The following is a 22,212-nucleotide window of genomic DNA, read 5'->3' on the forward strand; positions in this document are numbered from 1 at the left end:
GTAATGACGGCGAACGGCCGGCGTCCGATAGGGGGACGCCGGCCGTTCGCCGTGTTGCCGGTGGGTCAGCGGACCCGGCCGTAGCCCTGGATCGGCATGATGTCCATGTCCCGCTTGAGCACGTTGCGACCGGCGCTGGGCGCGTCGATGATCTGGCCGCCACCGACGTACATGGCCATGTGGCCGAGGCCGCTGTAGAAGACCAGGTCTCCCGGGCGCAGCTCACCGCGGCCGATGTGGGTCACCACGCCCCACTGCATCCGGGTGTTGTGCGGCAGCGACTTTCCCGCCGCCCGCCAGGCGGCCGAGGTGAGGCCGGAACAGTCGTAACCGTTGGGACCGTCGGCACCCCAGACGTACGGCTTGCCGATCGCCCCGTACGCGTAGCGCACGGCCACCCCCGCGTTGCCCGCCACGGCGGGCGCGTCGGGGGCGGCACGGGCGGCCGGCCGCGGGCTCGGCGACTCGGTGGCCCGGCCGTACGCCGCCCGGCGCAGCTCGTAGAGGCGGGCCAGGTCCTGCTCGATCTTCTTCCTGGTGTTCGCGATGCTGAGCGCCTGTGCGGCCTCCCGGGCCAGCGTCGCGTCCAGCCGGTTCTTCTCGTCGACCAACTTGCGTTGGCTGGTGGTGAAGCCGGCGATGCGGTCCTGGCGTTCCCGGGTGAGCCGGTCGATCGTGCTGAGCCGGTCGAGCAGGGAAACGGACCCGCCCGGTTCCAGCAGCGCCTGCGCGGTCCGCAGGCCACCGGTCTTGTACGCGGTGACGGCCATCTGCCCGACGTCCGCCCGGCTCCGCGCGGTCTGCTCCTCCAGCGGGCCGATCCGCGCGTGCAGCGCGGCCGCGGTCTCCTTGTTGGCCTTGATCTCCTCGTTGAGCTTGTTGTAGGACTCGACGACCCGTTCCAGCTCGGTCGAGGACTTCTCGATCCGTGCGGTCAGCTCGGTCACCGACGGCTCGGCCCGAGCCACCGACGACGGGGCGATCAGCGCGGCCGTGAGGCCGGCGACCGTGAGCGTTCGCACCAGCATCCGTAAGGACGACAAGAGCGGAAGGCTCCTCTCCAGGGGCCCTCGGGGGATGCTGACGCCCCCGACGGCACCGGCTCGGGGCCATCCGGACGGATGGCGGCCGACCGCGCCGGCCCGCCCAACGTAACCCGGGACGGGAGTGACGCGCAGGGGAAGCCGGGGCGAAAGTTGGCAAAGGGGCAGGAAAGGCGGCTGCGCAGCGTGACGTCCCGTGACGCCGCTGTGGCGCGGCGTACGGCGTGTCGCGGGTACTTCGTCGCTCTTGGCCGCTTGCGCCGGATTCGTCGTTGTGGGCGGATGTCGTGGCACGCGAGCGACGATTGCCGGACAAACCCGAAATGGAGGCCAGATGCGGGCGGCCCCGTCTCCGTCGGGCGCCGCGGAGGCGGGAATCCGACCGGCACGGCTGGCGGGCGGGCAACAGAATGGAACCCGGTGCCGGGAATCCCGCCGTGAGCAGGCACGGGGCGGTGGGAGAGCCGACGCCGCCGGCCCCTGGGAGGACGCCGTGCAGCAGGCAGACTGCTCCGCCACCCGCCCGCCGCGCTCGTCGCGCGGGACGACCCTGCTCTACGCGCGCCCGGGGATCGTGGTGACCACCGAACGGTTCACCGTCGGTCGGAACACCTTCGCCGTCGCCGACCTCACCCACCTGCGGATGGGGCGCGGGCCGCACGACCGGCTGGCCGCGCGCGCCGTCGCGGTGACCGCCACCCTGATCACCGGCGTCGGCGTGCTGCTCGGCTTCTCCGGCGGGCTGCAACGGCTCACCGCCGGGGCGTACCTGACCCTCGGGGTGGTGTTCCTGCTGCCGGTGCTGCTGGCGCTGGCCGGCGACCGCTGGCGGCCGCCGGCGTACGAGTTGTGGGGGCACTGCGGCGGCGTCGAGGTGCTGCTGTTCAGCAGCGACGACGAGCGGCAGTTCGGCCAGGTGAGCCGGGCGCTGAACCAGGCCCGGGAGCTGCACCGGTATCCCGACGCGGAGGATCCGGCCACCGCGGCCGGCTACTGGCGACCGCAGCCCCGCCGGGCCTAGCTCGCCGCCCGCACCGAACGCCTAGCGCGCGGCGACCGGCTCCGGGGCCTGCGGCTGCCGGGCGGCGAGCTCCCGGGTGACCTTGCGCTCGGCGACGAACGACACGAACGGCACCGTGCCGGCGAGCATCACCAGCAGCATCCGCTTGAGCGGCCAGTTCACCCGGCGGCCCAGGTCGAAGGTGGCGGCCAGGTACAGCATGTAGAGCCAGCCGTGCGCGGTGCCGACGACCGCCACCACGATCGGCTCGTCGAACGCGTACTTCAGCGGCATGCCGATCAGCACCAGCACAGCCAGCGCCACGCCCACGATCCAGGCGATCACGCGGTACCGGGTAAGGGCTCCGCCCACCGTCGTCCGTCCTTCCGCACCGGCCTCAGCCGGGATAGTCACCGGGTCTCGCGCCCGGATTGGCGTTCAACCATGTCAGGTAGCGGTTGTACTCGGTCAGGTCCGCGTCGTCCGGGGCGTCGACCGCGGCCGGCACCCGGGCCACCCGCACCGGGCGGCGTACCGCCGGGGCGCCCGGATCCGGCGCGGCCTCACCGACCGGCTCCGGCGCGGCGGCGGCCGAGCCGCGCAGCGTGTGCCGGATCTCACGCGACCAGACGAAGACCACGAAGCCGGCGAAGATCGGCCACTCCACGGCGTACGCCCAGCTCAGCGTGTTGCCCGAGGCCGCCCGGCTGATCTGCCACCAGCCCAGCGCCAGGAACCCGACGACCAGCACGACCATGGCCACGTGGCGGGCGATCCACGCCGGTGTCCAGAGCCGTTTCATGGCATCGAGCGTACCGGGACGGCCGGGCGTCTCCGACGCGGTGTCGTAGGAGGGTTTGGTGACACCCCGACTGGGCATCCGTCTAGCTGCCAGCCCGAACGAGCCCGAGGGGGCGACATGACCGAATCAGTACGCCAGTCCGGTGACGTCAGCCCGGAGCAGCGGATGACGGAGTGGGACGGCGACCACGCCCGCGACACGTCGGCCTCCGGCCCGCACGTCGACGCTGAGCTCGGGATCGACCCGGCGGAGCTGAGCGACGAGGACCTGATCCGGGAGCTGCAGAGCTTGCACCGCACCCGGCTGGACACGCTGCGCCACGCGGCCGACTCCGCGCTCGCCCACCACCTGCGCCGCACCGCCGAGCTGGAGACGGAGTACCTGGCCCGGCACCCCGGGCGCGAGGTGGATCCGAGCCGGCTGCGGGACGCCTGATGGGGGCGCGCGCCGAGCGCGGGATGTCCGCGCCGCCCGAGGTGGTCTTCAACACCGCGACCGACCCGGACCGGGCCTCGGCCTGGCTGCCGGAGCCGCTGCGGTCCGACGGTGGGGAGCGCCCCCAGGCCAGCGCCGACGACCTGCGGGCCCGGTGGAGCAGCGACTCCGCCCCCGGGTGGTCGGCGGAGATCCAGGTGGAGCCGGCCGACGCCGGTGGGTCCCGGGTCCGCCTCGACCTCACCGGCGGGGACAACGGCCTGGCCGACGAGGCCCTGACCAACCTCGCCCGCGAGGTGGCCGACAACCTGACCGCGGGGTGAGCGGAACGTGACAAACGACGAGGAGACGTGGTGACCCAGGGCGGCCTGAAGCAGAAGGTGGCGCGGCTGCGCCAGGCGTACGCGCCGCACGAACAGCGGCCGCTGGGCGGTTACCTGGCGGCGATGGGGACGTACGCCATGGTCACCGCGTCGCTGGCCGGCCTGGTGCGGGCGACCGGACGGCCGGTGCCGGAGCGTCCCGCCCCGGCCGACGTGGTGCTGCTCTCCATCGCCACGCACAAGCTCAGCCGGCTGCTCAGCAAGGACGCGATCACCAGCCCGCTGCGGGCCCCGTTCACCCGCTACGACCACCCGATCGGCAGCGGCGAGGTGATGGAGGAGGTCCGGGACCAGGGCAGCTCGACGCGGCACGCCATCGGCGAGCTGCTGAGCTGCCCGTTCTGCCTGGCCGTCTGGATCGCCACCGGCCTCACCGGCGGCCTGGTGCTCGCGCCCCGGCTGACCCGGCTGGTGGCCACCGCGCTGACCGCGGTCGCCGCCTCGGACTTCCTCCAGATGGGGTACGCCGTGGCCCAGCGGGCCGCCGAGGGCGGGGACCACGACGACAGGTGACCCGTACGCCGAAGGGGGCCGGCGCTGGGCCGGCCCCCTTCCGCGTCGTCCTCGCGTCGTCCCGCTCAGGTCGGGGTGGTGCCGTGGTCCTCCCCGGCCCAGCCGCGCGCGGCCTCCGGCTCACGCTCGTCGGCGTCCTCGTCGGTGATCACGTCGCGGTCGACCGCGGTGCGGTCGTGCTCGTTGGCGAAGTCCGGCTCGGGGGTGGTGTCCCGGCCCTCCGGGGGCTGGCCGAGCGCCGGCACGGACTCGTGCTCATGCCCCTCGTGGTGCGTCATGCCGTCGTCCTCTCGTCGTCCTCGTCCACCCCCGTGCGCCGCGCGCTCAGGCCACCGAACCGCCCAGCAGGTCGGCCACCTCGTCCGCCGCGTACTCGCCCTGCGGGAGCGCGGCGATCCGGGAGAGCAGCGTCGGCGGCAGTTCCGCGGCGACCGCCCGGCGGTAGATGTCCGCCTGGCTGATCCGCTCCTGGCCGTGGTAGATGTCGTCGAGCAGCTCGTCGAGCTGCCGGGTGTCGACCTCGTCGGTCACCGGTGCGTCATCGGTCACTCCGCCCAGCTACCCCCACCCGAATCGCCCAAACCCGTGCAGAGGCTGTCGGGTCTCCCGACAGCCGCTCAGGCGGGGGTGGGCAGGGCCGCCCGGCGGGCGCGGACGGCGGCGGCCAGGTGGTCCAGGACCTCGGCGGTGGTGTCCCAGCCGATGCAGGCGTCGGTGACCGAGCGCCCGTAGGTCAGCTCCCGGGTCGGGTCCAGGTCCTGGCGGCCGTCGAGCAGGAAGCTCTCCAGCATGATGCCGACGATCCCGCGCTGCCCGGCGGCGAGCTGGGCGGCCACGTCGGCGGCGACCTTCGGCTGGTTGCGGTGGTCCTTGCCGCTGTTGGCGTGGCTGGCGTCGACCACCAACCGCTCGGGCAGGCCGGCGGCCCGCAGCAGGTCCAGCGCGCCCGCCACCGACTCCGCGTCGTAGTTCGGCCGGCCGCCGCCGCCGCGCAGCACCAGGTGCCCGTCGGCGTTGCCCCGGGTGTGCATGATCGCCGGGGTGCCGGAGACGTCGATGCCGGGGAAGACGTGCGGCACGCCGGCCGCCCGGATCGCGTCCACCGCCGTGCCGATGCTGCCGTCGGGGCGGTTCTTCATGCCGATCGGCATGGACAGCCCGGAGGCGAGCTGCCGGTGCACCTGGCTCTCCACCGTCCGGGCGCCGATCGCGCCCCAGGCCACCGTGTCGGCGATGTACTGCGGGGTGATCGGGTCCAGGAACTCGCAGCCCACCGGCAGGCCGAGGCGGAGCACGTCCAGCAGCAGCGCCCGGGCGGTCCGCAGGCCGAGGTTGACGTCGCCGGAGCCGTCCAGCGCCGGGTCGTTGATCAGGCCCTTCCAGCCCACCGTGGAACGCGGCTTCTCGAAGTAGACCCGCATCACCACCAGCAGGTCGTCGGTGTGCCGGTCGGCGGCCTCGCGCAGCAGGTGGGCGTACTCCAGGGCGGCGGCCGGGTCGTGCACCGAGCAGGGGCCGACCACCACCAGCAGGCGGTCGTCGGCGCGGTCCAGCACCCGGCCGACCGCGCGTCGGCCGGCCAGCACGGCCGAGGCGAGCGGGGCGTGCAGGGGCAGGTCGTGCAGGAGCAGGGCGGGCGTGGTCAACGGCACGACGCGGTCGATCCGTTGATCGATGACGGCGTCGGTCTCCGGGGTGGTCACGGTGGGCATCCTTTCGCCGACCGTGCCCGGGGCCGGTGCCCGGGTGGAGCCGGCTGCTCGTACGCAGAAGGGCAGGAGCTTCAAGCTCCTGCCCGGCCGGCTCGAAAACGAAGGTGACGTCAGCTCATGGCGAGGTCACCGGCGTCGGAGCCGGCTGCCTAAACCATCGATACGAGCGCGTCACGTCGGCCAGCGTACCCGACCGGACGGGGAAGGCTCACCGGGGCGTCGGGAAAGCCTCGTCCGATGTTTACCTCCGTCGATGCGACCAGGGGTAACTTCATCGGCACCGCTCGCATCCTCCGGAGGTAACCGATGGACCGTCGTACCGTCCTGCGCGCCACCGCTGCCGGCGGCGCCGCCGCCTTCGCCGGCAGCCTCTGGTCCGGCGCCGCGCTCGCCGCCCCGGCCCAGCCGGGCGTCGGCCCGTACGGGCCGCTCGGCACCGCCGACGCCCGCGGCCTTCAGCTGCCCGCCGGCTTCACCAGCCGGATCGTCGCCCGGTCCCGGCAGGTCGTGGCCGGCACGTCCTACACCTGGCACGACGCCCCGGACGGCGGCGCCTGCTTCGCCACCGGCACCGGCTGGATCTACGTCTCGAACTCGGAGATCACCCCGGGCGGCGGCGCCTCGGCCATCCGGTTCAACGCCGACGGCACCATCGCCTCGGCGTACCGGATCCTCTCCGGCACCAACCAGAACTGCGCTGGCGGCGCGACCCCGTGGGGGACCTGGCTCTCCTGCGAGGAGGTCAGCCTGGGCTACGTCTACGAGACCTACCCGCAGGGCGGTACGGCCGCGGTGCGCCGGCCCGCGCTCGGCCGGTTCAAGCACGAGGCGGCGGCCGCCGATCCGGTCCGCAAGGTGATCTACCTGACCGAGGACGAGACCAGCGGCTGCTTCTACCGGTTCCGCCCCACGGTCTGGGGCGACCTCTCCGCCGGCACCCTGGAGGTGCTGGTCGCCGGCACCGCCACCAGCGGCCCGGTGAGCTGGGCGCGGGTGCCCGACCCGGACGGCTCGCCGACCGCCACCCGGCAGCAGGTCTCCGGCGCGAAGAAGTTCAACGGCGGCGAGGGCTGCTGGTACGCCGACGGCACCTGCTGGTTCACCACCAAGGGCGACAACCGGGTCTGGGCGTACGACGCGGTCAACCAGCGGATCGACCTGGCGTACGACGACTCGTTGGTGACCGGCGGCACGGCGCCGCTGACCGGGGTGGACAACATCACCGGCGCCCGCTCCGGCGACCTCTACGTCGCCGAGGACGGCGGCAACATGGAAATCGTTTTGATCACTCCGGACGCCGTTGTCACGCCTTTCCTCAGGCTTGCTGGGCAGTCCTCGTCGGAGATCACCGGCCCGGCGTTCTCCCCGGACGGCAGCCGGCTCTACTTCTCGTCCCAGCGCGGCACCTCCGGCTCCTCCTCCGGCGGGATCACCTACGAGGTGCGCGGCCCGTTCCGCTGAGCCTTCGGACCGGCCGGTCCGGCGCCGCGCGGCGCCCGACCGGCCGCGCGCGATCTTGCGGGCGTGTCGGGCGGTCCGGCGGGGTATGAGGCTCGGCATGAGCCACGAGCAGAGCGACCAGGAACGGGTGGAGTCCCGGGCCCACCTGCTGCCCGAGGAGGCGGCGGTCGGCAGCGACGACCCGCAGGCGCAGGCCGACGCGATCCTCACCGAGTCCGACATCCGGGAGGAGGACCGCAACGCCGCCCCCGACACGGTGCTGGAGCACCGCACCTCCGATCAGACCGCGACCCCGAGCGAGCCCCCCGACTGATCGACCGCCCCGCGGGCCCGGCGGGAACCGGCGTAGGTCTGCTCGCGCAACCAGGCGAGCGGGCCCACCATCCGCAGGCCCGCCGGCAGGTTCCGCACCGGGTCGAAGGCGAGCGCGGCGTCCGTCCGGGCGTCCAGTTGCCCGCCGAGGGTGACCTGGCCGAACGGCCGCCACGGCCCGACGGCGGACGCGACCGCGAGCACCAGCCGCGGCGCGTCCGCCCGGGTCGTGGCGGCCACCTCGGCCAGCGTCCGGCCCAGGTCGGGCGAGTCCGGGTCGGCCAGCGCCGCCAGCCACAGCCGCCGCGTCCCGACCCGGAACGGCGCGATCGTGCTGTACGTCCCGGCGAAGCGCCGCCGGGGCAGCGGCACGTTGCGCAGCACCGGGGCGGCCCCGCTGGAGCTGACCAGCAGGTCGAACGCCCGGGCGTCGGCCAGGTGCAGCCGGACCGCCAGCCCCAGCACGTCCGGCCAGCCGTCCGGGGTGGGCACCCCGCGGGAGAACCGCACGGTGGCGCGGTGCCGGCCCGGCTCGTCGAGGAGCGCGACACCGGTCGGCGGTCCGGGCGTACCCCAGATCATCACCTCGGCGGTGAACGAGCGGCCGGTCGGGTGCAGCAGGCGGGCTCCGCGCCAACGGGTCAGGACGGCGGCGGCCCCGGCGACGGCGACGGCCGCGCCGGCGGCGATGGACTCCGAGGGGGTGGGCATGCCCTCTGCGGTACCCCGCGCCGCCCGGTGGATGCCCGCCGCGCCGGGTGGGCTCGCCGACGGATGAGCAGTCCCCTTTCCGCCCCGGAGATCGGATAGCGTCGGGTCATGCCCGACAGCGGTTACCCCTGGCCCATCGAGACGACCCGACTGGACAACGGCCTGCGCGTGGTGGTGAGCGAGGACCGCACCGCTCCGGCGGTGGCGGTCAACCTCTGGTACGACGTGGGCTCCCGGCACGAGCCGACGGGGCAGACCGGTTTCGCCCACCTCTTCGAGCACCTGATGTTCGAGGGGTCGCTCAACGTCGCCAAGACCGAGCACATGAGGCTGATCCAGGGCTGCGGCGGCTCCCTCAACGCCACCACCAACCCGGACCGGACCAACTACTTCGAGACCGTCCCGGCCGAGCACCTGGAGCTGGCGTTCTGGCTGGAGGCCGACCGGATGGGCGGCCTGGTCCCGGCGCTCACCCAGGAGACGCTGGACAACCAGCGCGACGTGGTGAAGAACGAGCGCCGCCAGCGCTACGAGAACGTGCCGTACGGCGACGCCTGGCTGCGGCTGCTGCCGCTGCTGTATCCGCCCGGCCACCCGTACCACCACGCGACGATCGGCTCGATGGCCGACCTGAACGCCGCCGACCTGGCCACCTTCCAGGCGTTCCACACCACCTACTACGCGCCCAACAACGCGGTGCTCACCGTCGTCGGCGACGCCTCCGCCGCCGAGGTCTTCGCGCTCGCCGACAAGTACTTCGGCGCGATCCCCGCGCGCGAGGAGATCCCGGCCGCGCCGGACGGCCGGACCGTCCCGGCCACCGGCCGGGCCGCCGTCGAGACCGTCACCACCGACGTCCCCGCCCCCCGGGTGTACGTCGCGCACCGCACCCACCCCTTCGGCACCCCCGGGTACGACGTGGCCACCGTGCTCGCCGCGGTGCTCGGCAGCGGCCGGGGCAGCCGCCTCTACCAGCGCCTCGCCGACGGGGAACGGATCGCCCAGCCGGACCTGGTCGGGGCGTACGGAGTGGACCTGGCGCACGCCCCGGCGCCGCTGATCGCCACCGCCACCGCCCGCACCGGGGTGGGCGCCGAGCGGCTGGCCGCCGGGGTCGCCGAGGTGGTCGACGAGCTGGCCACCGTGCCGGTGACCCACGCCGAGCTGGACCGCGCCAAGGCGCTGCTGAGCACCGCCTGGTGGCGGCAGATGTCCACGGTGGACGGCCGGGCGGACACCCTCGGCCGGTACGCCACCCAGTTCGGCGACCCGGCCAAGGCCGCCGAACGGTTGCCGGCCTGGCTGGCGGTGACCGCCGACCAGATCGCCGAACAGGCCGCCGAGCTGCTCGGCGCCGACGACCGGGTGACCCTGACCTACCTGCCGGAGGAGACCCCATGACGCTGATCGCCGCCCGTCCCGGCGCGGGCACCCCCCGCCCGTACCGGTTCCCCGCCGTGGTCCGCCGGGAGGTCGCCGGCGGCCGGGTGGTCGCCGCGCACCTGCCCGGGCAGAACCTCGCCGTGGCGGTGCTGCTGCTCGACGCCGGGGCCGGCCGCGAGCCGGTCGGCAAGGAGGGGCTCGGCGGGGTGCTGGCCAAGGCGTTGGAGGAGGGCACCGCCCAGCGGGACGCCACCAGCTTCGCGCTCGCCGTCGAGGGGCTCGGCACCGAGCTGGTGACCGGCCTGGACTGGGACTCCTTCCAGGTCAGCGTGCAGGTCCCGGTGGACCGGTTGAGCGCGGCGGTGGAGCTGCTCGCCGAGGCGGTCCGCACGCCCCGGCTCGACCCCGACGACGTGCGCCGGGTCCGCGACGACGAGGCGACCGCGCTGCGGATGGACTGGGCCAACCCCGGCCCGCGCGCCGACGCGGCGCTGCGCGCCGACCTCTTCGGCGCCGACAACCGGTGGGGCCGCCCGATGTACGGCGACCCGGACTCGGTGGCCGCGCTGGACGTCGAGGACGTCACCGTCTTCCACTCGGAGTGGTTCCTGCGGCCCGGCACGCTGATCGTCGCCGGTGACCTGGACCGCCTCGACCTGGACGCGCTCGCCGCGGCGGCGTTCGCCGGCACCGGCGGCGGCCCGGCCGAACGCGGCGGACCGATCGAGGTGCCGCTGCACACCGGGCGGCGGATCCTCCTGGTGGACCGGCCCGGCTCGGTGCAGTCCACGCTGCGGCTCGGGCACCCGTCGCCGCACCGCGCCCACCCGGACCACGTGCCGATGACGCTCGCCGGCACGGTGCTCGGCGGGGCGTTCACCTCCCGCCTCAACCACCTGATCCGGGAGGTGCGCGGCTACACGTACGGCATCCGGGGCGACTTCGCCTCGTCCCGCCGCTTCGGCCGGTTCGCGGTCAGCTCCGGCGTGCAGAACGCGGTGACCGCGCCGGCCCTGGTGGAGGCGGTCGGGGAGATCACCCGTACCCAGGTCGGCGGGGTGACCGCCGACGAGCTGGCGGTGGCCAGCTCGTGGCGGGCCGGCCAGCTGTCGGTCGAGTTGCAGAGCCCACGGGCGATCGCGTCGGCGCTGACCACCCTGGTGGTGCACGACCTGCCGGACGACTACCACGCCCGGCTGCGCGAGGCGTTGCTCGCCGCCGACGTGGCGGAGGTCTCCGCCGCGGCCGCCGCCCACCTGCACCCGGAGTCGCTGACCCTGGTGGTGGAGGGCGACGCGGCGGTGATCCGCGACGAACTCACCGCGACCGGGCTCGGCGAGGTGACGGACGCCACGCTCTGATTTGGGGCGAATCCGGTCCGGGCGGTGGGAAAGCATTCCCGCCCGGACCGGCCGCCTGGGTAGCCTCGCGGGCATGAGGATCGGCATTGTGGGGGCCACCGGCCAGGTCGGTGGCGTGATGCGGCAGGTGCTGGCGGAGCGCGACTTCCCGGCGGAGCAGGTGCGGCTGTTCGCCTCCGCCCGGTCGGCCGGGCGCACGCTGCCCTGGCGCGACGGCGAGGTGACGGTCGAGGACGCGGCGACCGCCGACTACTCCGGGCTGGACATCGTGCTCTTCTCGGCGGGCAAGGGCACCGCCAAGGAGCTGGCCCCCCGGGTCGCCGCCGCCGGCGCCGTGGTCATCGACAACTCCTCCGCGTTCCGGATGGACCCGGAGGTGCCGCTGGTGGTGGCCGAGGTCAACCCGCACGCCGCCGCCGTCCGCCCTAAGGGCATCATCGCCAACCCGAACTGCACCACGATGGCCGCCATGCCGGTGCTGCGCCCGCTGCACGCCGAGGCGGAGCTGGTCGGCCTGGTCGTCTCGACGTACCAGGCGGTCTCCGGGGCCGGCCTGGCCGGGGTCGCCGAGCTGGACGAGCAGGTCCGCAAGGTCGCCGAGGACGCCAGCGCGCTCGCCTTCGACGGTGCCGCCGTGCAGTTCCCCACGCCGCGCTCCTTCGCCCAGCCGATCGCCTTCAACGTGCTCCCGCTCGCCGGCTCGGTCGTCGACGACGGCTCCTTCGAGACCGACGAGGAGCAGAAGCTGCGCAACGAGAGCCGCAAGATCCTGGACATCCCGGGGCTGAAGGTTTCCGGCACCTGCGTCCGGGTCCCCGTCTTCACGGGTCACTCGCTCCAGATCAACGCCCGGTTCGCCCGGCCGCTCACCCCGCAGCGGGCCCGCGAGCTGCTCGACGGCGCGCCCGGCGTGGCCCTGTCCGAGGTGCCGACCCCGCTGGAGGCCGCCGGCCAGGACCCGACGTACGTGGGCCGGATCCGCGCCGACGAGACCGTCGAGCACGGCCTGGCGCTGTTCTGCGCCAACGACAACCTGCGCAAGGGCGCCGCGCTGAACGCGGTGCAGATCGCCGAGCTGGTCGCCGCCGAACTCCGCTGAACGGCCCGATCCGGGTGCGGGCGACCTGCCGGACGGGCATATTGGTGCCTCTCAGGTGGTCGCCCGCGCGGCGTACACGCCGCCGACATCGACGCGGAGGTGCCCATGGCGGACGAACGGACCCGAGCGGCCCTGGACGATCTCATCGCCGGCCGCCGGGTGGGCGTGCTCGCCACCATCAAACGGGACGGCCGGCCACAGCTGTCCAACGTCCTCTACGCCTTCGACCGTGAGCGTGCGCTGATCCGGGTCTCGGTCACCGACGGCCGGGCCAAGACCGCCAACCTGCGCCGCGACCCGCGGGCCAGCTTCCACGTCAGCAGCGACGACGGCTGGGCGTACGCGGTGGCGGAGGCGCGGGCCGAGCTGACCCCGGTGGCGGCCGGACCGGACGATCCCACCGTCGAGGAACTGGTCGGTCTCTACCGGGCGGTGCAGGGCGAACACCCCGACTGGGACGACTTCCGCGCCGCCATGGTCGCCGAGCGGCGCCTCGTGCTGCGCCTGCACGTCGAGCGGGTCTACGGCATGCCGCCGCCCGGTTGAGCGGCTGACGCGACGGCGGTGTGGCGGCGGCCCGGCGGGTATACCGGGCTCCTGCGTAACGCCGGCGACCGCACGGCCGGCGGGAACGGGAGAGCCGATGGGCGCCGAGCGGGCACGACCCGAACCGGCCGCAGCGCAGCAGGAGGAGGCGCTGCGGTCGGACACCGCACGGGCCGTCGGGTTCAGCGACGCCGTTTTCGCGATCATCATCACGGTGCTGGTCCTGGAGCTGAACCCGCCCGAGGTGCACCCCGGCGGGATGGGGCACCTCCTGCTCGAACAGTGGCCCACCTACCTGGCGTACGTGACGTCGTACCTCTGGGTCGCGGTGGGCTGGCTCAACCACAAGGGCACCTACCACCGCATCCGCAGCACCGACCGCGGCCTGCAGTGGTGGAACCTCGGGGTGCTGTTCAGCACCGCGCTGCTGCCGTTCGCCACGGTTGTCGTCTCCCGGTCGGTGCAGGCCGGCGACCGGGCCGATGAGATGGTGGCGGTGGTGCTGTACGCGGCGGTCGGGGTGGTGCTCTCCGCCGCCTGGTTCGGGCTCTACCACTACCTCAGCCGGCACGAGGACCTGTTGCAGGAGCGCGTGCCGGCCCGGTTCTTCGCCGTCGAGCGCGGTCGGGCGGTGCTCGGCATCGGCGCGTACGCGGTGGCCGCGCTGGTCGGCTGGCTGGGCGCGGTGCCGGTGGCGCTGGTGATCTTCCTGCTGCTGCCGCCGTTCTACGCGCTGTCCAGCAACGGCTTCTACGACCTCCGGCGGCGGCTGCGCCGGCACCGGTGAGCATGCGTTACCTGCTGCGGCGTGGCGGGTAGACGGGGCCTGCCGACACCGAGAGGGGAGCACCATGACAACGGTCGGAGAGTTCATGACGACCCGGTTGGTGACGATGGACGGCAACGACACGCTCACCGCGGCGGCGCAGGAGATGCGCGACAGCGCGATCGGCGACGTGGTGGTGACCGCGGGAGACGACGTGGTCGGCATCGTCACGGATCGGGACATCACGGTCCGTGCGGTGGCCGAGAACATGGATCCGAACACCACCAGGCTCAACCAGGTCACCAGCAAGGACGTGGTGACGGTCAGCCAGTACGACGACGCCGTCGCCGCGGCCGACCTGATGCGCACCTACGCGGTACGCCGGCTGCCGGTGATCGACGACGGCAAGCTGGTCGGCCTGGTGTCGATGGGTGACCTGGCGGTCGAGCGGGAGCCGCAGTCGGTGCTGGCCGACATCAGCGCCGACGAGCCCAACAACTGACCTGTCCGCCGCGGGACGTGACGCCGGCTCCCCTCGTGGGGGGCCGGCGTCCCTCCTGCCTGCGGTGCCCTCAGGCGGACTCCACCCGGACCGTCACGGCGGCCGCCCCACGGGCCAGTCGTACCGTCTCGGCCTCCGCCTCGATCCGCTCGCCGGTCCGCCTTGACAGCCGGGTGAACGGGGTGACGGTCAGGTCGAGCCCACCCCGAGCGGACTGCCTGGCCCGCCAGCTGCCGCTGATCTCGCCGTCGACCAGCAGCGCGCCCGGGTTGCCGAGCATCCGCCACAGCTCCCGGTGGTGCGCGGGGTCGGGAACCAGGACGTCCCGGTCCCGCGCCTGCAGGAACGGGTCGCCGGTCGGCAGGAGGCGGACGCCGTCCAGCGGCTCGGCGGCGCGCAGCGCGTCGAGGCGGTCGGTGGGCAGCCATGCTCGCCGGCCGTCCACCCGCACCTCGGTCAGCTCGGCCGCCGGCCACACCGCCCGCAGCTCGGTGGCGGAGGTGCCCAGGAAGCCGGCCACGTCCGCCACGGTGGCCGGCCCGAGCAGGCGCAGATACGCCAGTACCAGGCCCGCCGTGCCCGCCGCCCGCGTGGGCAGGGCCGGCCGGTCGGCCAGCGGCGCCAGCCGGGCGCCCCGCCCGGACACCTCGAGCCGGACGCCGCCGGCCAGCCCGGCCTGCTGGAAGAGGGACCCGGAGACGTGCCGCGCCGCGCACGGCCCGCAGTCGTAGCTCAGCTCGGCGGGAATCCGCTCGGTGACCGCCCGGCTCACCGCGCCCTTGTCCATGGCGGTGGTGACCACCTCCCGGAAGGCCTGCGCGGTGCGGTGGAAGGCGACGGTGCCGAGTTTCGTCATACCGTCGCGGACCCGTCCGGCCACCCGGCGCGCGGCGTCGGCGTCGCTGAGCGGCCAGAGCGCGGCGGCCAGCCCGGTCAGCTCGGCGCGGCGGTGCAGGTGCGGCGCTCCCCGGGCGGCCCAGACCAACTCCAGGCGGTCGTCGTCGAGGTCGGCGGCACCGCGCGCGGCCAGCGCCAGCCGGGCCGAGCCGTAGGGGGTGTCCTGCACGCCCAGGTCGAGCACCGCCAGGTCCGCCGGGCGCAGCCCCGGCCGGCCGAGCTGCTGCGCAGCGGCCCGGTGAGCGAGCACCCGGCCGCGGTCGACCGTCGGCACCGTCGCCATCGGCCCTCCCGTCGTCGTCCGTCGAGCAGGCTACTGCGCCGGTACGACGCTCGCCCGGACTCACCCGATCCGGGCGAGGTTGACGGCGTGCCGGACGGGGACCCGGTCGCGTACGTCGTGATGCCGTGGATCGACGGGGGGAGTGAATGGTGGACCCGACCACGAGGTTCTTCGACGATCTCGACCGGCGGGGTTACGAGCCCCTGCTGGACAAGACCTCGGGGACGTTGCGCTTCGACCTGCACGAGGGGGCGCAGACGACGCACTGGCTGCTCCAGATCGACCGGGGCAGGCTCGAGGTGAGCCAGGAGGACCGGGAGGCGGACACGGTGATCGGCACCGATCCGGTGTTCTTCGGAGACATCGTCGCGGGCCGCGAGAACGCGATCGCCGCGGTGCTGCGGGGCGACATGACCGTCTCGGGTAACCCGCGACTGTTGCTCCAGGTGGAACGGATCTTCCCGGGTCCCGTCACCTCCACCGGCCCCCGTCACGAATTCCGCAGGGAGGCCCGCTGATGGCGCAGAGCAACATGATCCGCATCCTGGACGGCAACACCTTCGTCGTCTCCCAGGACACCGGCGACATCGAGGCGACGCCGAGCGAGCCGACCGGCCTGTTCTCCCTCGACACCCGCTTCCTGTCGAAGTGGGTGCTGACGGTCAACGGCGAGCGGCTCAACGCGCTCTCCTTCGACGACCTGCAGTACTACGAGGCGCGGTTCTTCCTGGTGCCCGGCATGGCCACGCACTACATCGACGCCAAGCTGTCGATCATCCGGGAGCGCGCCGTGGGCGCCAGCTTCCGTGAGCAGGTGACCATCCTCAACCACGACGAGAAGCCGGTGGACCTGGAGATCCGGATGGACGCCGGCTCCGACTTCGCCGACCTGTTCCAGGTCAAGGACGAGATCCTGAACAAGAAGGGCGAGATCTACACGGAGGTGGAGGCGGACCGGCTGCGGCTGGGCTACCGGCGGGGCAACTTCCGGCGGGAGACGGTGATCTCGGCGTCCCGCCCGGCCCGCTACGACAAGAACGGGTTCGCGTTCACCGTCCACCTGGAGCCCAACGAGCAGTGGGACACCAGCATCCAGGTGGACACGGCTGCGCTCGGCCCGGGCGGTCGGGACCTGCGGATGGGTGTGCGGGCGCACGGCACCGAGCGGCTCGCCCTGGAGCACGACCTCCAGGAGTGGGTGGCCAAGGCTCCCAAGGTCAACACTGAGCACCCGGAGCTGGCGTCGACCTACCGCCGTAGTCTGATCGACCTGGCGGCGCTGCGCTTTTCGCCGCTGTCGCTCGGTGGCGCGGCGCTCCCCGCGGCCGGCCTGCCCTGGTTCATGACCATGTTCGGGCGGGACAGCATCCTCACCTCCCTGCAGGTGCTGCCGTTCGCCCCCGAGCTGTCCAAGACCACGCTGCGCATCCTCGGCGCGTTGCAGGGCACCCGGTTCGACGACTTCCGGGACGAGGACCCGGGCCGGATCCTGCACGAGATGCGCTACGGCGAGACCGCCGCCTTCGAGGAGCAGCCGCACTCGCCGTACTACGGGTCGGTCGACGCCACGCCGCTCTTCGTGATCCTGCTCGACGAGTACGAGAAGTGGAGCGGGGACGTCGCGCTGGTCCGCGAGCTGGAACGGGAGTGCCGGGCCGCGCTCAAGTGGATCGACGACTACGCCGACCTGGTCGGCAGCGGCTACATCTGGTACGAGCGGCGCAACAGCGAGACCGGCCTGGAGAACCAGTGCTGGAAGGACTCCTGGGACTCGATCCAGTACCGCGACGGCACGCTGCCGCCGTTCCCCCGGGCCACCTGTGAGGTGCAGGGCTACGCGTACGACGCGAAGCTGCGCGCCGCCCGGCTGGCCCGGGAGTTCTGGGACGACCCGGGGTACGCCGACCAACTGGAGCGGGAGGCGGCGCAGCTCAAGGAGCGGTTCAACCGGGACTGGTGGGTGGAGGACGGCGAGTACTACGCCCTCGCTCTGGACCCGGAGGGGCGCCAGTGCGCCACGCTGACTTCCAACATCGGGCACCTGCTGTGGAGCGGGATCGTCGACCAGGACCGGGCCGAGAAGATCGCCCACCACCTGGTCGGTCCCCGGCTCTTCTCCGGCTGGGGGGTGCGCACCCTGGCCGAGGGCGAGGTCCGGTACAACCCGATCGGTTACCACAACGGCACCATCTGGCCCTTCGACAACTCCTTCATCGCCTGGGGCCTGCGCCGGTACGGCTTCAACGAGGAGGCCGCCACCATCGCCAGCGGCATCCTCGACGCCGCCCGGTACTTCAACGGGCGGCTGCCGGAGGCGTTCGGCGGCTATCCCCGGGAGCAGACGAAGTTCCCCGTGGAGTACCCGACGGCGTGCAGCCCGCAGGCGTGGTCCACGGGCACCCCGCTGCTGCTGCTGCGCACCATGCTCGGGCTGGAGCCGCACGAGGGGCACCTGGCGGTCGAGCCGAGGCTGCCGGTCGGCATGGGGCGGATCGAGGTGCTGGACATCCCGGGCCGGTGGGGTCGGGTGGACGCCTTCGCCCGGGGCCGGTTGGACCTGGAGAAACTCGCCGAGTGAGCCAGTTTTCGCCTGCTTCCCCGCCGCCCCCTCAGGGCCGGTGGGGGAGCAGGCAGAACTCGTTGCCCTCCGGGTCGGCGAGGACGGTCCAGCCCGGCAGCTCCCGCACCACGGTGGCGCCGGCCGCCAGCACGTCGGCCCGCTCCTCGGCGTCGCCCACCAGGTCGAGGTGGATCCGACCGGGGGCGGGCAGGTCGGGCACGGGGGAGATCCAGACATCGGGGCGGTGCCCGTGCGGGTCGCGCAGCAGCACCGACTCGCCCGGGTCCAGCGCCCGGTCGGCGAGCTTCGCCTCGTCCTCCGGCACCACCGGCAGCCCGGTGACCACGCTCCAGAAGGGCGCCAGCAGGTACGGGTCGCGGCAGTGGATCACGATGGAGTGCAGCTCCGGCATGCGTCGACGGTAGCCCCGCCGACTCCCGGCGGGCGGAGGATTTCTCCGCCGGTCAGCGGGCCGGCAGGACGGTGTCGAGGAACGCGGCGGTGACCGCCCGGATGTCCGGCCGGTCCAGGGCCGGGGCGTGGCCGCCGTGGGTGATCCAGGTGTGGGTGGCGTGGCCGGCGGCGACGAGCGCCCCGGTGAGGGCGACCGACTGCGCCACCGGTACGGCCGCGTCGCCCGTGCCGTGCACGAGCAGCACCGGCACCCGGTTGCCGAGGTGGCTGGCGACGGTCGCGTCGACGGTGGCGGGGTCCCCAGCCGCCGGCGGGTGGCCCAGCAGGTCGGCCCACGGGTCGTCGTCAGCCCGTGCCCGTCGCCACTCCTCGTCCAGCGGGTCGCTCACCGGCCAGTACGCCAGCCCCGCCGCCACGTCGTCCGGCCGGTCGATCCCGCGCAGCGCCAGGTGCAGGGCCAGGGTGCCGCCGGCCGAGTCACCGGCGACCAGCAGCGGCAGCCCGCCCGCCTCCGCGCGGGCGGCCCGCGCCGCCCGGCGTACGTCGTCGAGCTGCGCCGGCCAGTGCGCCTGGTGGGAGAAGCGGTAGGTCGCCGCCACCACCCGCATCCCGAGCCGGGCCAGGGCCACCCCGTCCTCGTCCGACCGGCCACGCCACCCGCCGCCGTGGATCCAGAGCAGCACCCCGCGTTCCGTCATCCCGCCATCCTGGGCCGCGGGCGCCGGCCGGGGCGAGCCCTTCTGCCAGCGGCAGAGCGGCGGCCCGGACCGGCGACACCGCGGCCGGTGCTTCGGGCCTACGGCTCCGTAACCTACGCGGGGTAAAGTTGGCGAATGTCGGAACTCGTGTACCCCCCTGTGATCGCCGCCGCCAAGACGATGTTCCGGGTCCTCGACCTGCGCCTGACCGTCGAGGGCAGCCACCACGTGCCGCGTACCGGCGGGGCCGTGCTGGCCAGCAACCACGTCAGCTACCTCGACTTCATCTTCTGCGGCTACGGGGCGCACGAATCCCGCCGGCTGGTCCGGTTCATGGCGAAGCACGAGGTGTTCGCGCACAAGGTCTCCGGCCCGCTGATGCGCGGCATGAAGCACATCCCGGTGGACCGCCGGGCCGGCGCCGGGTCGTACAACGCGGCGGTGGGCGCGCTGCGGCGCGGCGAGGTGGTCGGCGTCTTCCCCGAGGCGACGATCAGCCGCTCGCTCACCGTCAAGGAGCTCAAGAGCGGGGCCGCCCGGATGGCGCAGCAGGCCGGCGTGCCGCTGCTGCCGGTGGCGGTCTGGGGTACCCAGCGGCTCTGGACCAAGGGCCGGCCCAAGAACCTGACCCGCCGGCACACCCCGATCACCATCCTGCTCGGCGAGCCGATGGACCCGGCGGACTGGCCGGACACCAACGCCATGACCGTGGAGCTGAAGAGCCGGCTGTCGGCTCTGGTCGACCGCGCCCAGCGGGAGTACCCGGACAAGCCGGCCGGCCCGGAGGACGCCTGGTGGCAGCCGGCCCACCTGGGCGGCACCGCCCCCACCCTGGAGGAGGCCGCCGAGTTGGACCGGCGCGGCCGCCGCACCGCCGCCTCCTGAGGCTTGCGCCCCGGCTCCGCCCGCGGACGACGCCCCGGCTCCGGTGGGCCGGGGCGGTGACCGGATCGTTCCGCATCCGGGCATGATGGTGTCTGCCACGCCGGCAGTCACCCGGCCAGGATCTAAGCCATGAGCAGAGCAGCACTCGTCGTCATCGACGTCCAGGAGTCCTTCCGTCAGCGCCCGATCTGGGCCCACGCGTCGCAGCCCGACATCGTGCGCCAGGTCGACCGGCTGGTCGACGCCGCGCGTCGCCGGGGCGACCTGGTGGTCTGGGTCCTGCACGCCGAGCCGGGCAGCGGGACCGTCTTCGACCCGGCGCTCGGCCACGTCCGGCTGATCGCGGGGCTGGCCCCGGTGGCCGGCGAGCCCACCCTGGTCAAGACGTCCCACAACGCCTTCACCACCACCAACCTCCAGCAGATCCTCACCATGGCCGGCATCCGCGAGCTGACCGTCTGCGGCATCCGCACCGAGCAGTGCGTCGAGACCACCACCCGGGTCGGCTGCGACCTGGGCTACGAGATGACGTTCGTGACCGACGCGACCGTGACCTTCCCGACCCCGCACCGGGACCTGCCGCCGACCGCCACCGTCGAGGAGATCCTCGCCGACCCGCGCACCCTGTCCGGTGCGGAGATGACCGCCCGGACGGAGTACGCCCTCGCCGGCCGCTTCGCCACCGTCCGTACCGTCGACGAGGTGACCGGGGCGACCCCGGTCGGCGCGCGGAGCTGACCCCAAGATGGCCCGGGTCGTCTTCCTGCTGGTCCCGCAGCTGCACCTGCTGGACCTGGCCGGCCCGGCCCAGGTCTTCTCCACCGCCGCCGACAACGGGTACGACTACCGGCTGCACTACGTCGCCGAGCGGGACACCGTGCCGACCGTGCAGGGCGTACCGCTGGGGGCCGCCACCGGGTGGCCGGAGCTGGACGCGGACGACCTGGTGGTCGTACCCGGCTGGCGGCCGCGGGCGCACGGCCCGGCGGGGCCGGTCGGCCGGGACGACCTACGGCGCCTGGCCGACCACCACGCGCGCGGCGGCACGGTGGCCAGCATCTGCGCCGGCGCGTTCGCGCTCGGCCGGGCCGGCCTGCTGGACGGCCGGCGCTGCACCACCCACCACGAGGTGCAGGACGACCTGGCCCGGGTCTTCCCGGCCGCCCGGGTGGTCCGGGACCTGCTCTACGTGGTGGACGACCGGGTGGTGACCTCCGCCGGCATCGCCAGCGGCATCGACGTGGCGCTGCACCTGGTGGCCACCCGGCACGGCCCGGCCGCCGCCGCCCGGATCGCCCGCACCCTGGTGGTCTACGCCCGGCGCAACGGGCACGAGCAGCAGGCCAGCGCGATGATGCGGCACCGCTCGCACCTGTCCGACGCGGCCCACCGGGTGCAGGACCTGATCGACAGCCGGTTCTCCGAGCCGCTGCCGCTGGCCGACCTGGCCGCCGCCGGCGGGGTCGCGGAACGCACCCTGACCCGGCTGTTCCGCCAGGCCACCGGGCTCACGCCGCTCGGCTACCAGCAGCTGCTGCGGGTGGAGCGGGCCGAGCATCTGATCGGGCACGGGGCGACCGTCGAGTCCGCCGCCCGGGCCGTCGGGTTCACCGACGCCCGGATGCTGCGCCGGCTACGGGCCCGGGCTCACTCGCCGACCGCGTCCAACGCCGACGGGGTCGGCGTGCGGTAGTAGTCGTCCCGGGACAGGAACTCCACCGGCAGCGAACCGGGCAGCGTCACCCGGGCCACCCCGTCCAGCGGACCGGGCGCCGCCCGGCGGGCCAGCTCGTCGCGCTCCGGCGGGGAGAGTTCGACCAGCTCCGGGTGGCTCAGCCGGAACGTGGCCACCGACCGGCGGACCAGCCGGGCCAGCTCCGTCACCGTGTCGGCCGGACCGCCGAGGGCGAGCGCCGGCTGCTGGATGGTCCGCAGCGCGTCGCAGACCACCAGCAGCTCGCCGTCGGCCGTCGGGTCCGGGGCGGGCCCGTCGGCGGGGCCGGCGGATGGTGGCAGCTCCAGGCGGGACGGCCACTGCCAGCGGATCTGCCCGCTGACCAGGCGGGACAGCCGAAGAGCGCGCCGGTGCCGGGCATCGCCACGGCCGTCCTGCCCGGAGACCACGGACAGCTCGGCGCCGGCGCACACGTACGCCAGGCGCCGGTCGGTGACGGTGACGGTGGCCGGCGCGGGCAGCACCCACTGCCGCCGGGCGCCGGTGGGGCTGAGCAGGCAACCGGCCACCGGCGTACGCAGCCGCCGCAACACCCGCTCGCCCGGCTCGGGGACCAGCTCGTAGCGCCGGTCCAGCACCGGCCGGAGCTCGTCGTCCGGCGCGTCGAAGCGGTGCGGTGCGATGAAGAACGGGGACGCGTCCGCGCGCATCGTCACGACCTCCCGGCGATTGACCTCCTGCCGGTAAGCCTCGCCCCGCCCGCCGGGCCTG

Annotated in this window: 28 protein-coding genes; 17 read left to right on the top strand and 11 right to left on the bottom strand. The window is 73.9% G+C overall.

What is annotated here, in order from left to right:
- Positions 1–65: 65 nt before the first annotated feature.
- Entirely contained in the window at positions 66–1,043 is a 978-nt protein-coding gene (locus V6U89_RS14260; RefSeq protein WP_334571478.1) for a C40 family peptidase, read from the bottom strand.
- A gap of 493 nt (positions 1,044–1,536) precedes the next feature.
- Between V6U89_RS14260 and V6U89_RS14265 the strand changes: the two genes are divergently transcribed.
- Positions 1,537–2,064, top strand: coding sequence for a DUF6232 family protein (locus V6U89_RS14265; RefSeq protein ID WP_334571479.1), 528 nt, complete (start codon positions 1,537–1,539; stop codon positions 2,062–2,064).
- 21 nt (positions 2,065–2,085) lie between these two features.
- Here V6U89_RS14265 and V6U89_RS14270 read toward each other — a convergent pair whose 3' ends face one another.
- Entirely contained in the window at positions 2,086–2,415 is a 330-nt protein-coding gene (locus V6U89_RS14270; protein WP_088960642.1) for a DUF3817 domain-containing protein, read from the bottom strand.
- 25 nt (positions 2,416–2,440) lie between these two features.
- The gene (locus V6U89_RS14275; protein WP_334571480.1) at positions 2,441–2,845 is read right to left on the bottom strand and encodes a hypothetical protein; all 405 of its coding nucleotides are present in this window, start codon (positions 2,843–2,845) and stop codon (positions 2,441–2,443) included.
- Positions 2,846–2,962: 117 nt separating this feature from the next.
- Between V6U89_RS14275 and V6U89_RS14280 the strand changes: the two genes are divergently transcribed.
- From V6U89_RS14280 to V6U89_RS14290, 3 genes are read left to right on the top strand one after another with little or no spacing between them, the layout of a single operon-like run.
- Positions 2,963–3,280: a DUF6158 family protein gene (locus V6U89_RS14280; RefSeq protein ID WP_334571482.1), complete on the top strand. Its 318-nt coding sequence runs from the start codon at positions 2,963–2,965 to the stop codon at positions 3,278–3,280.
- Complete coding sequence (locus tag V6U89_RS14285; protein WP_334571483.1) at positions 3,280–3,603, top strand: hypothetical protein; 324 nt, start codon at positions 3,280–3,282, stop codon at positions 3,601–3,603. The genes V6U89_RS14280 and V6U89_RS14285 overlap by 1 nt, the downstream gene beginning before the upstream one ends.
- 30 nt (positions 3,604–3,633) lie before the next feature.
- The gene (locus tag V6U89_RS14290; protein ID WP_334571485.1) at positions 3,634–4,176 is read left to right on the top strand and encodes a DUF1360 domain-containing protein; all 543 of its coding nucleotides are present in this window, start codon (positions 3,634–3,636) and stop codon (positions 4,174–4,176) included.
- Positions 4,177–4,241: 65 nt separating this feature from the next.
- On the opposite strand, the gene V6U89_RS14295 is transcribed toward V6U89_RS14290, so the two are convergent.
- The 3 genes from V6U89_RS14295 to V6U89_RS14305 all read right to left on the bottom strand — a co-directional run bounded on the left by V6U89_RS14295 (position 4,242) and on the right by V6U89_RS14305 (position 5,888).
- Entirely contained in the window at positions 4,242–4,454 is a 213-nt protein-coding gene (locus V6U89_RS14295; protein ID WP_334571486.1) for a hypothetical protein, read from the bottom strand.
- Between the two features lie 46 nt (positions 4,455–4,500).
- Positions 4,501–4,725 (bottom strand): hypothetical protein, encoded by a 225-nt coding sequence (locus V6U89_RS14300; protein ID WP_334571487.1) that lies wholly within the window; start codon positions 4,723–4,725, stop codon positions 4,501–4,503.
- A 68-nt stretch (positions 4,726–4,793) separates the two neighbouring features.
- Positions 4,794–5,888 carry a 3-deoxy-7-phosphoheptulonate synthase gene (locus tag V6U89_RS14305; protein WP_334571488.1) on the bottom strand — a complete coding sequence of 365 codons (1,095 nt, stop codon included), beginning with the start codon at positions 5,886–5,888 and terminating at the stop codon, positions 4,794–4,796.
- Between the two features lie 306 nt (positions 5,889–6,194).
- Here V6U89_RS14305 and V6U89_RS14310 point away from each other — a divergent pair, with 306 nt between their 5' ends.
- Positions 6,195–7,349 carry an alkaline phosphatase PhoX gene (locus V6U89_RS14310; protein WP_334571489.1) on the top strand — a complete coding sequence of 385 codons (1,155 nt, stop codon included), beginning with the start codon at positions 6,195–6,197 and terminating at the stop codon, positions 7,347–7,349.
- 97 nt (positions 7,350–7,446) lie between these two features.
- Positions 7,447–7,662 carry a hypothetical protein gene (locus V6U89_RS14315; protein ID WP_334571490.1) on the top strand — a complete coding sequence of 72 codons (216 nt, stop codon included), beginning with the start codon at positions 7,447–7,449 and terminating at the stop codon, positions 7,660–7,662.
- Here the strand turns inward: V6U89_RS14315 and V6U89_RS14320 are convergent.
- The gene (locus V6U89_RS14320) at positions 7,629–8,372 is read right to left on the bottom strand and encodes a phosphodiesterase (protein WP_334571492.1); all 744 of its coding nucleotides are present in this window, start codon (positions 8,370–8,372) and stop codon (positions 7,629–7,631) included. The genes V6U89_RS14315 and V6U89_RS14320 overlap by 34 nt on opposite strands.
- Positions 8,373–8,480: 108 nt before the next feature.
- Here V6U89_RS14320 and V6U89_RS14325 point away from each other — a divergent pair, with 108 nt between their 5' ends.
- The 6 genes from V6U89_RS14325 (at position 8,481) to V6U89_RS14350 (ending at position 14,029) form a co-directional block, all read left to right on the top strand.
- Positions 8,481–9,773, top strand: a complete 1,293-nt coding sequence (locus V6U89_RS14325; RefSeq protein WP_334571494.1) for a M16 family metallopeptidase — start codon at positions 8,481–8,483, stop codon at positions 9,771–9,773.
- Positions 9,770–11,116: a M16 family metallopeptidase gene (locus V6U89_RS14330; RefSeq protein WP_334571495.1), complete on the top strand. Its 1,347-nt coding sequence runs from the start codon at positions 9,770–9,772 to the stop codon at positions 11,114–11,116. The genes V6U89_RS14325 and V6U89_RS14330 overlap by 4 nt, the downstream gene beginning before the upstream one ends.
- 73 nt (positions 11,117–11,189) lie before the next feature.
- On the top strand, positions 11,190–12,215 hold the full coding sequence (locus V6U89_RS14335; protein ID WP_334571496.1) for an aspartate-semialdehyde dehydrogenase: 1,026 nt from the start codon (positions 11,190–11,192) through the stop codon (positions 12,213–12,215).
- 105 nt (positions 12,216–12,320) lie between these two features.
- Positions 12,321–12,761, top strand: coding sequence for a PPOX class F420-dependent oxidoreductase (locus tag V6U89_RS14340; RefSeq protein WP_334571497.1), 441 nt, complete (start codon positions 12,321–12,323; stop codon positions 12,759–12,761).
- A gap of 97 nt (positions 12,762–12,858) precedes the next feature.
- Entirely contained in the window at positions 12,859–13,548 is a 690-nt protein-coding gene (locus tag V6U89_RS14345; protein WP_334571498.1) for a TMEM175 family protein, read from the top strand.
- Positions 13,549–13,612: 64 nt separating this feature from the next.
- Positions 13,613–14,029, top strand: a complete 417-nt coding sequence (locus V6U89_RS14350; RefSeq protein WP_088960657.1) for a CBS domain-containing protein — start codon at positions 13,613–13,615, stop codon at positions 14,027–14,029.
- Between the two features lie 70 nt (positions 14,030–14,099).
- Here the strand turns inward: V6U89_RS14350 and V6U89_RS14355 are convergent, their stop codons facing one another.
- Positions 14,100–15,209: a DNA glycosylase AlkZ-like family protein gene (locus tag V6U89_RS14355; protein WP_334571499.1), complete on the bottom strand. Its 1,110-nt coding sequence runs from the start codon at positions 15,207–15,209 to the stop codon at positions 14,100–14,102.
- Positions 15,210–15,355: 146 nt separating this feature from the next.
- Between V6U89_RS14355 and V6U89_RS14360 the strand changes: the two genes are divergently transcribed.
- Positions 15,356–15,727 carry an SCP2 sterol-binding domain-containing protein gene (locus V6U89_RS14360; protein ID WP_334571500.1) on the top strand — a complete coding sequence of 124 codons (372 nt, stop codon included), beginning with the start codon at positions 15,356–15,358 and terminating at the stop codon, positions 15,725–15,727.
- Positions 15,727–17,787 carry an amylo-alpha-1,6-glucosidase gene (locus tag V6U89_RS14365; protein WP_334571501.1) on the top strand — a complete coding sequence of 687 codons (2,061 nt, stop codon included), beginning with the start codon at positions 15,727–15,729 and terminating at the stop codon, positions 17,785–17,787. The genes V6U89_RS14360 and V6U89_RS14365 overlap by 1 nt, the downstream gene beginning before the upstream one ends.
- Before the next feature lie 31 nt (positions 17,788–17,818).
- Here V6U89_RS14365 and V6U89_RS14370 read toward each other — a convergent pair whose 3' ends face one another.
- Complete coding sequence (locus V6U89_RS14370; RefSeq protein WP_334571502.1) at positions 17,819–18,181, bottom strand: VOC family protein; 363 nt, start codon at positions 18,179–18,181, stop codon at positions 17,819–17,821.
- A gap of 52 nt (positions 18,182–18,233) precedes the next feature.
- The gene (locus V6U89_RS14375; protein ID WP_334571503.1) at positions 18,234–18,881 is read right to left on the bottom strand and encodes an alpha/beta hydrolase; all 648 of its coding nucleotides are present in this window, start codon (positions 18,879–18,881) and stop codon (positions 18,234–18,236) included.
- A gap of 135 nt (positions 18,882–19,016) precedes the next feature.
- Between V6U89_RS14375 and V6U89_RS14380 the strand changes: the two genes are divergently transcribed.
- The 3 genes from V6U89_RS14380 to V6U89_RS14390 all read left to right on the top strand — a co-directional run bounded on the left by V6U89_RS14380 (position 19,017) and on the right by V6U89_RS14390 (position 21,459).
- Entirely contained in the window at positions 19,017–19,766 is a 750-nt protein-coding gene (locus V6U89_RS14380) for a lysophospholipid acyltransferase family protein (RefSeq protein WP_334571504.1), read from the top strand.
- Positions 19,767–19,895: 129 nt separating this feature from the next.
- Complete coding sequence (locus V6U89_RS14385) at positions 19,896–20,504, top strand: isochorismatase family protein (RefSeq protein WP_334571505.1); 609 nt, start codon at positions 19,896–19,898, stop codon at positions 20,502–20,504.
- A 7-nt stretch (positions 20,505–20,511) separates the two neighbouring features.
- Positions 20,512–21,459 carry a GlxA family transcriptional regulator gene (locus tag V6U89_RS14390; RefSeq protein WP_334571507.1) on the top strand — a complete coding sequence of 316 codons (948 nt, stop codon included), beginning with the start codon at positions 20,512–20,514 and terminating at the stop codon, positions 21,457–21,459.
- On the opposite strand, the gene V6U89_RS14395 is transcribed toward V6U89_RS14390, so the two are convergent.
- Positions 21,414–22,151, bottom strand: coding sequence for a hypothetical protein (locus V6U89_RS14395; protein WP_334571508.1), 738 nt, complete (start codon positions 22,149–22,151; stop codon positions 21,414–21,416). The genes V6U89_RS14390 and V6U89_RS14395 overlap by 46 nt on opposite strands.
- Between the last annotated feature and the right edge of the window lie 61 nt (positions 22,152–22,212).

The organism is Micromonospora sp. CPCC 206171, from assembly GCF_036906755.1.
Lineage (GTDB): Bacteria > Actinomycetota > Actinomycetes > Mycobacteriales > Micromonosporaceae > Micromonospora > Micromonospora purpureochromogenes.

Bases quoted from the DNA above. Each gene is read 5' to 3' on its own strand.
- V6U89_RS14275 (WP_334571480.1), bottom strand. From the start codon at position 2,845: ATGAAACGGCTCTGGACACCGGCGTGGATCGCCCGCCACGTGGCCATG.
- V6U89_RS14280 (WP_334571482.1), top strand. From the start codon at position 2,963: ATGACCGAATCAGTACGCCAGTCCGGTGACGTCAGCCCGGAGCAGCGG.
- V6U89_RS14285 (WP_334571483.1), top strand. From the start codon at position 3,280: ATGGGGGCGCGCGCCGAGCGCGGGATGTCCGCGCCGCCCGAGGTGGTC.
- V6U89_RS14295 (WP_334571486.1), bottom strand. From the start codon at position 4,454: ATGACGCACCACGAGGGGCATGAGCACGAGTCCGTGCCGGCGCTCGGC.
- V6U89_RS14305 (WP_334571488.1), bottom strand. From the start codon at position 5,888: ATGCCCACCGTGACCACCCCGGAGACCGACGCCGTCATCGATCAACGG.
- V6U89_RS14310 (WP_334571489.1), top strand. From the start codon at position 6,195: ATGGACCGTCGTACCGTCCTGCGCGCCACCGCTGCCGGCGGCGCCGCC.
- V6U89_RS14315 (WP_334571490.1), top strand. From the start codon at position 7,447: ATGAGCCACGAGCAGAGCGACCAGGAACGGGTGGAGTCCCGGGCCCAC.
- V6U89_RS14320 (WP_334571492.1), bottom strand. From the start codon at position 8,372: ATGCCCACCCCCTCGGAGTCCATCGCCGCCGGCGCGGCCGTCGCCGTC.
- V6U89_RS14325 (WP_334571494.1), top strand. From the start codon at position 8,481: ATGCCCGACAGCGGTTACCCCTGGCCCATCGAGACGACCCGACTGGAC.
- V6U89_RS14330 (WP_334571495.1), top strand. From the start codon at position 9,770: ATGACGCTGATCGCCGCCCGTCCCGGCGCGGGCACCCCCCGCCCGTAC.
- V6U89_RS14335 (WP_334571496.1), top strand. From the start codon at position 11,190: ATGAGGATCGGCATTGTGGGGGCCACCGGCCAGGTCGGTGGCGTGATG.
- V6U89_RS14340 (WP_334571497.1), top strand. From the start codon at position 12,321: ATGGCGGACGAACGGACCCGAGCGGCCCTGGACGATCTCATCGCCGGC.
- V6U89_RS14345 (WP_334571498.1), top strand. From the start codon at position 12,859: ATGGGCGCCGAGCGGGCACGACCCGAACCGGCCGCAGCGCAGCAGGAG.
- V6U89_RS14350 (WP_088960657.1), top strand. From the start codon at position 13,613: ATGACAACGGTCGGAGAGTTCATGACGACCCGGTTGGTGACGATGGAC.
- V6U89_RS14355 (WP_334571499.1), bottom strand. From the start codon at position 15,209: ATGGCGACGGTGCCGACGGTCGACCGCGGCCGGGTGCTCGCTCACCGG.
- V6U89_RS14360 (WP_334571500.1), top strand. From the start codon at position 15,356: ATGGTGGACCCGACCACGAGGTTCTTCGACGATCTCGACCGGCGGGGT.
- V6U89_RS14365 (WP_334571501.1), top strand. From the start codon at position 15,727: ATGGCGCAGAGCAACATGATCCGCATCCTGGACGGCAACACCTTCGTC.
- V6U89_RS14370 (WP_334571502.1), bottom strand. From the start codon at position 18,181: ATGCCGGAGCTGCACTCCATCGTGATCCACTGCCGCGACCCGTACCTG.
- V6U89_RS14375 (WP_334571503.1), bottom strand. From the start codon at position 18,881: ATGACGGAACGCGGGGTGCTGCTCTGGATCCACGGCGGCGGGTGGCGT.
- V6U89_RS14380 (WP_334571504.1), top strand. From the start codon at position 19,017: ATGTCGGAACTCGTGTACCCCCCTGTGATCGCCGCCGCCAAGACGATG.
- V6U89_RS14385 (WP_334571505.1), top strand. From the start codon at position 19,896: ATGAGCAGAGCAGCACTCGTCGTCATCGACGTCCAGGAGTCCTTCCGT.
- V6U89_RS14390 (WP_334571507.1), top strand. From the start codon at position 20,512: ATGGCCCGGGTCGTCTTCCTGCTGGTCCCGCAGCTGCACCTGCTGGAC.
- V6U89_RS14395 (WP_334571508.1), bottom strand. From the start codon at position 22,151: ATGCGCGCGGACGCGTCCCCGTTCTTCATCGCACCGCACCGCTTCGAC.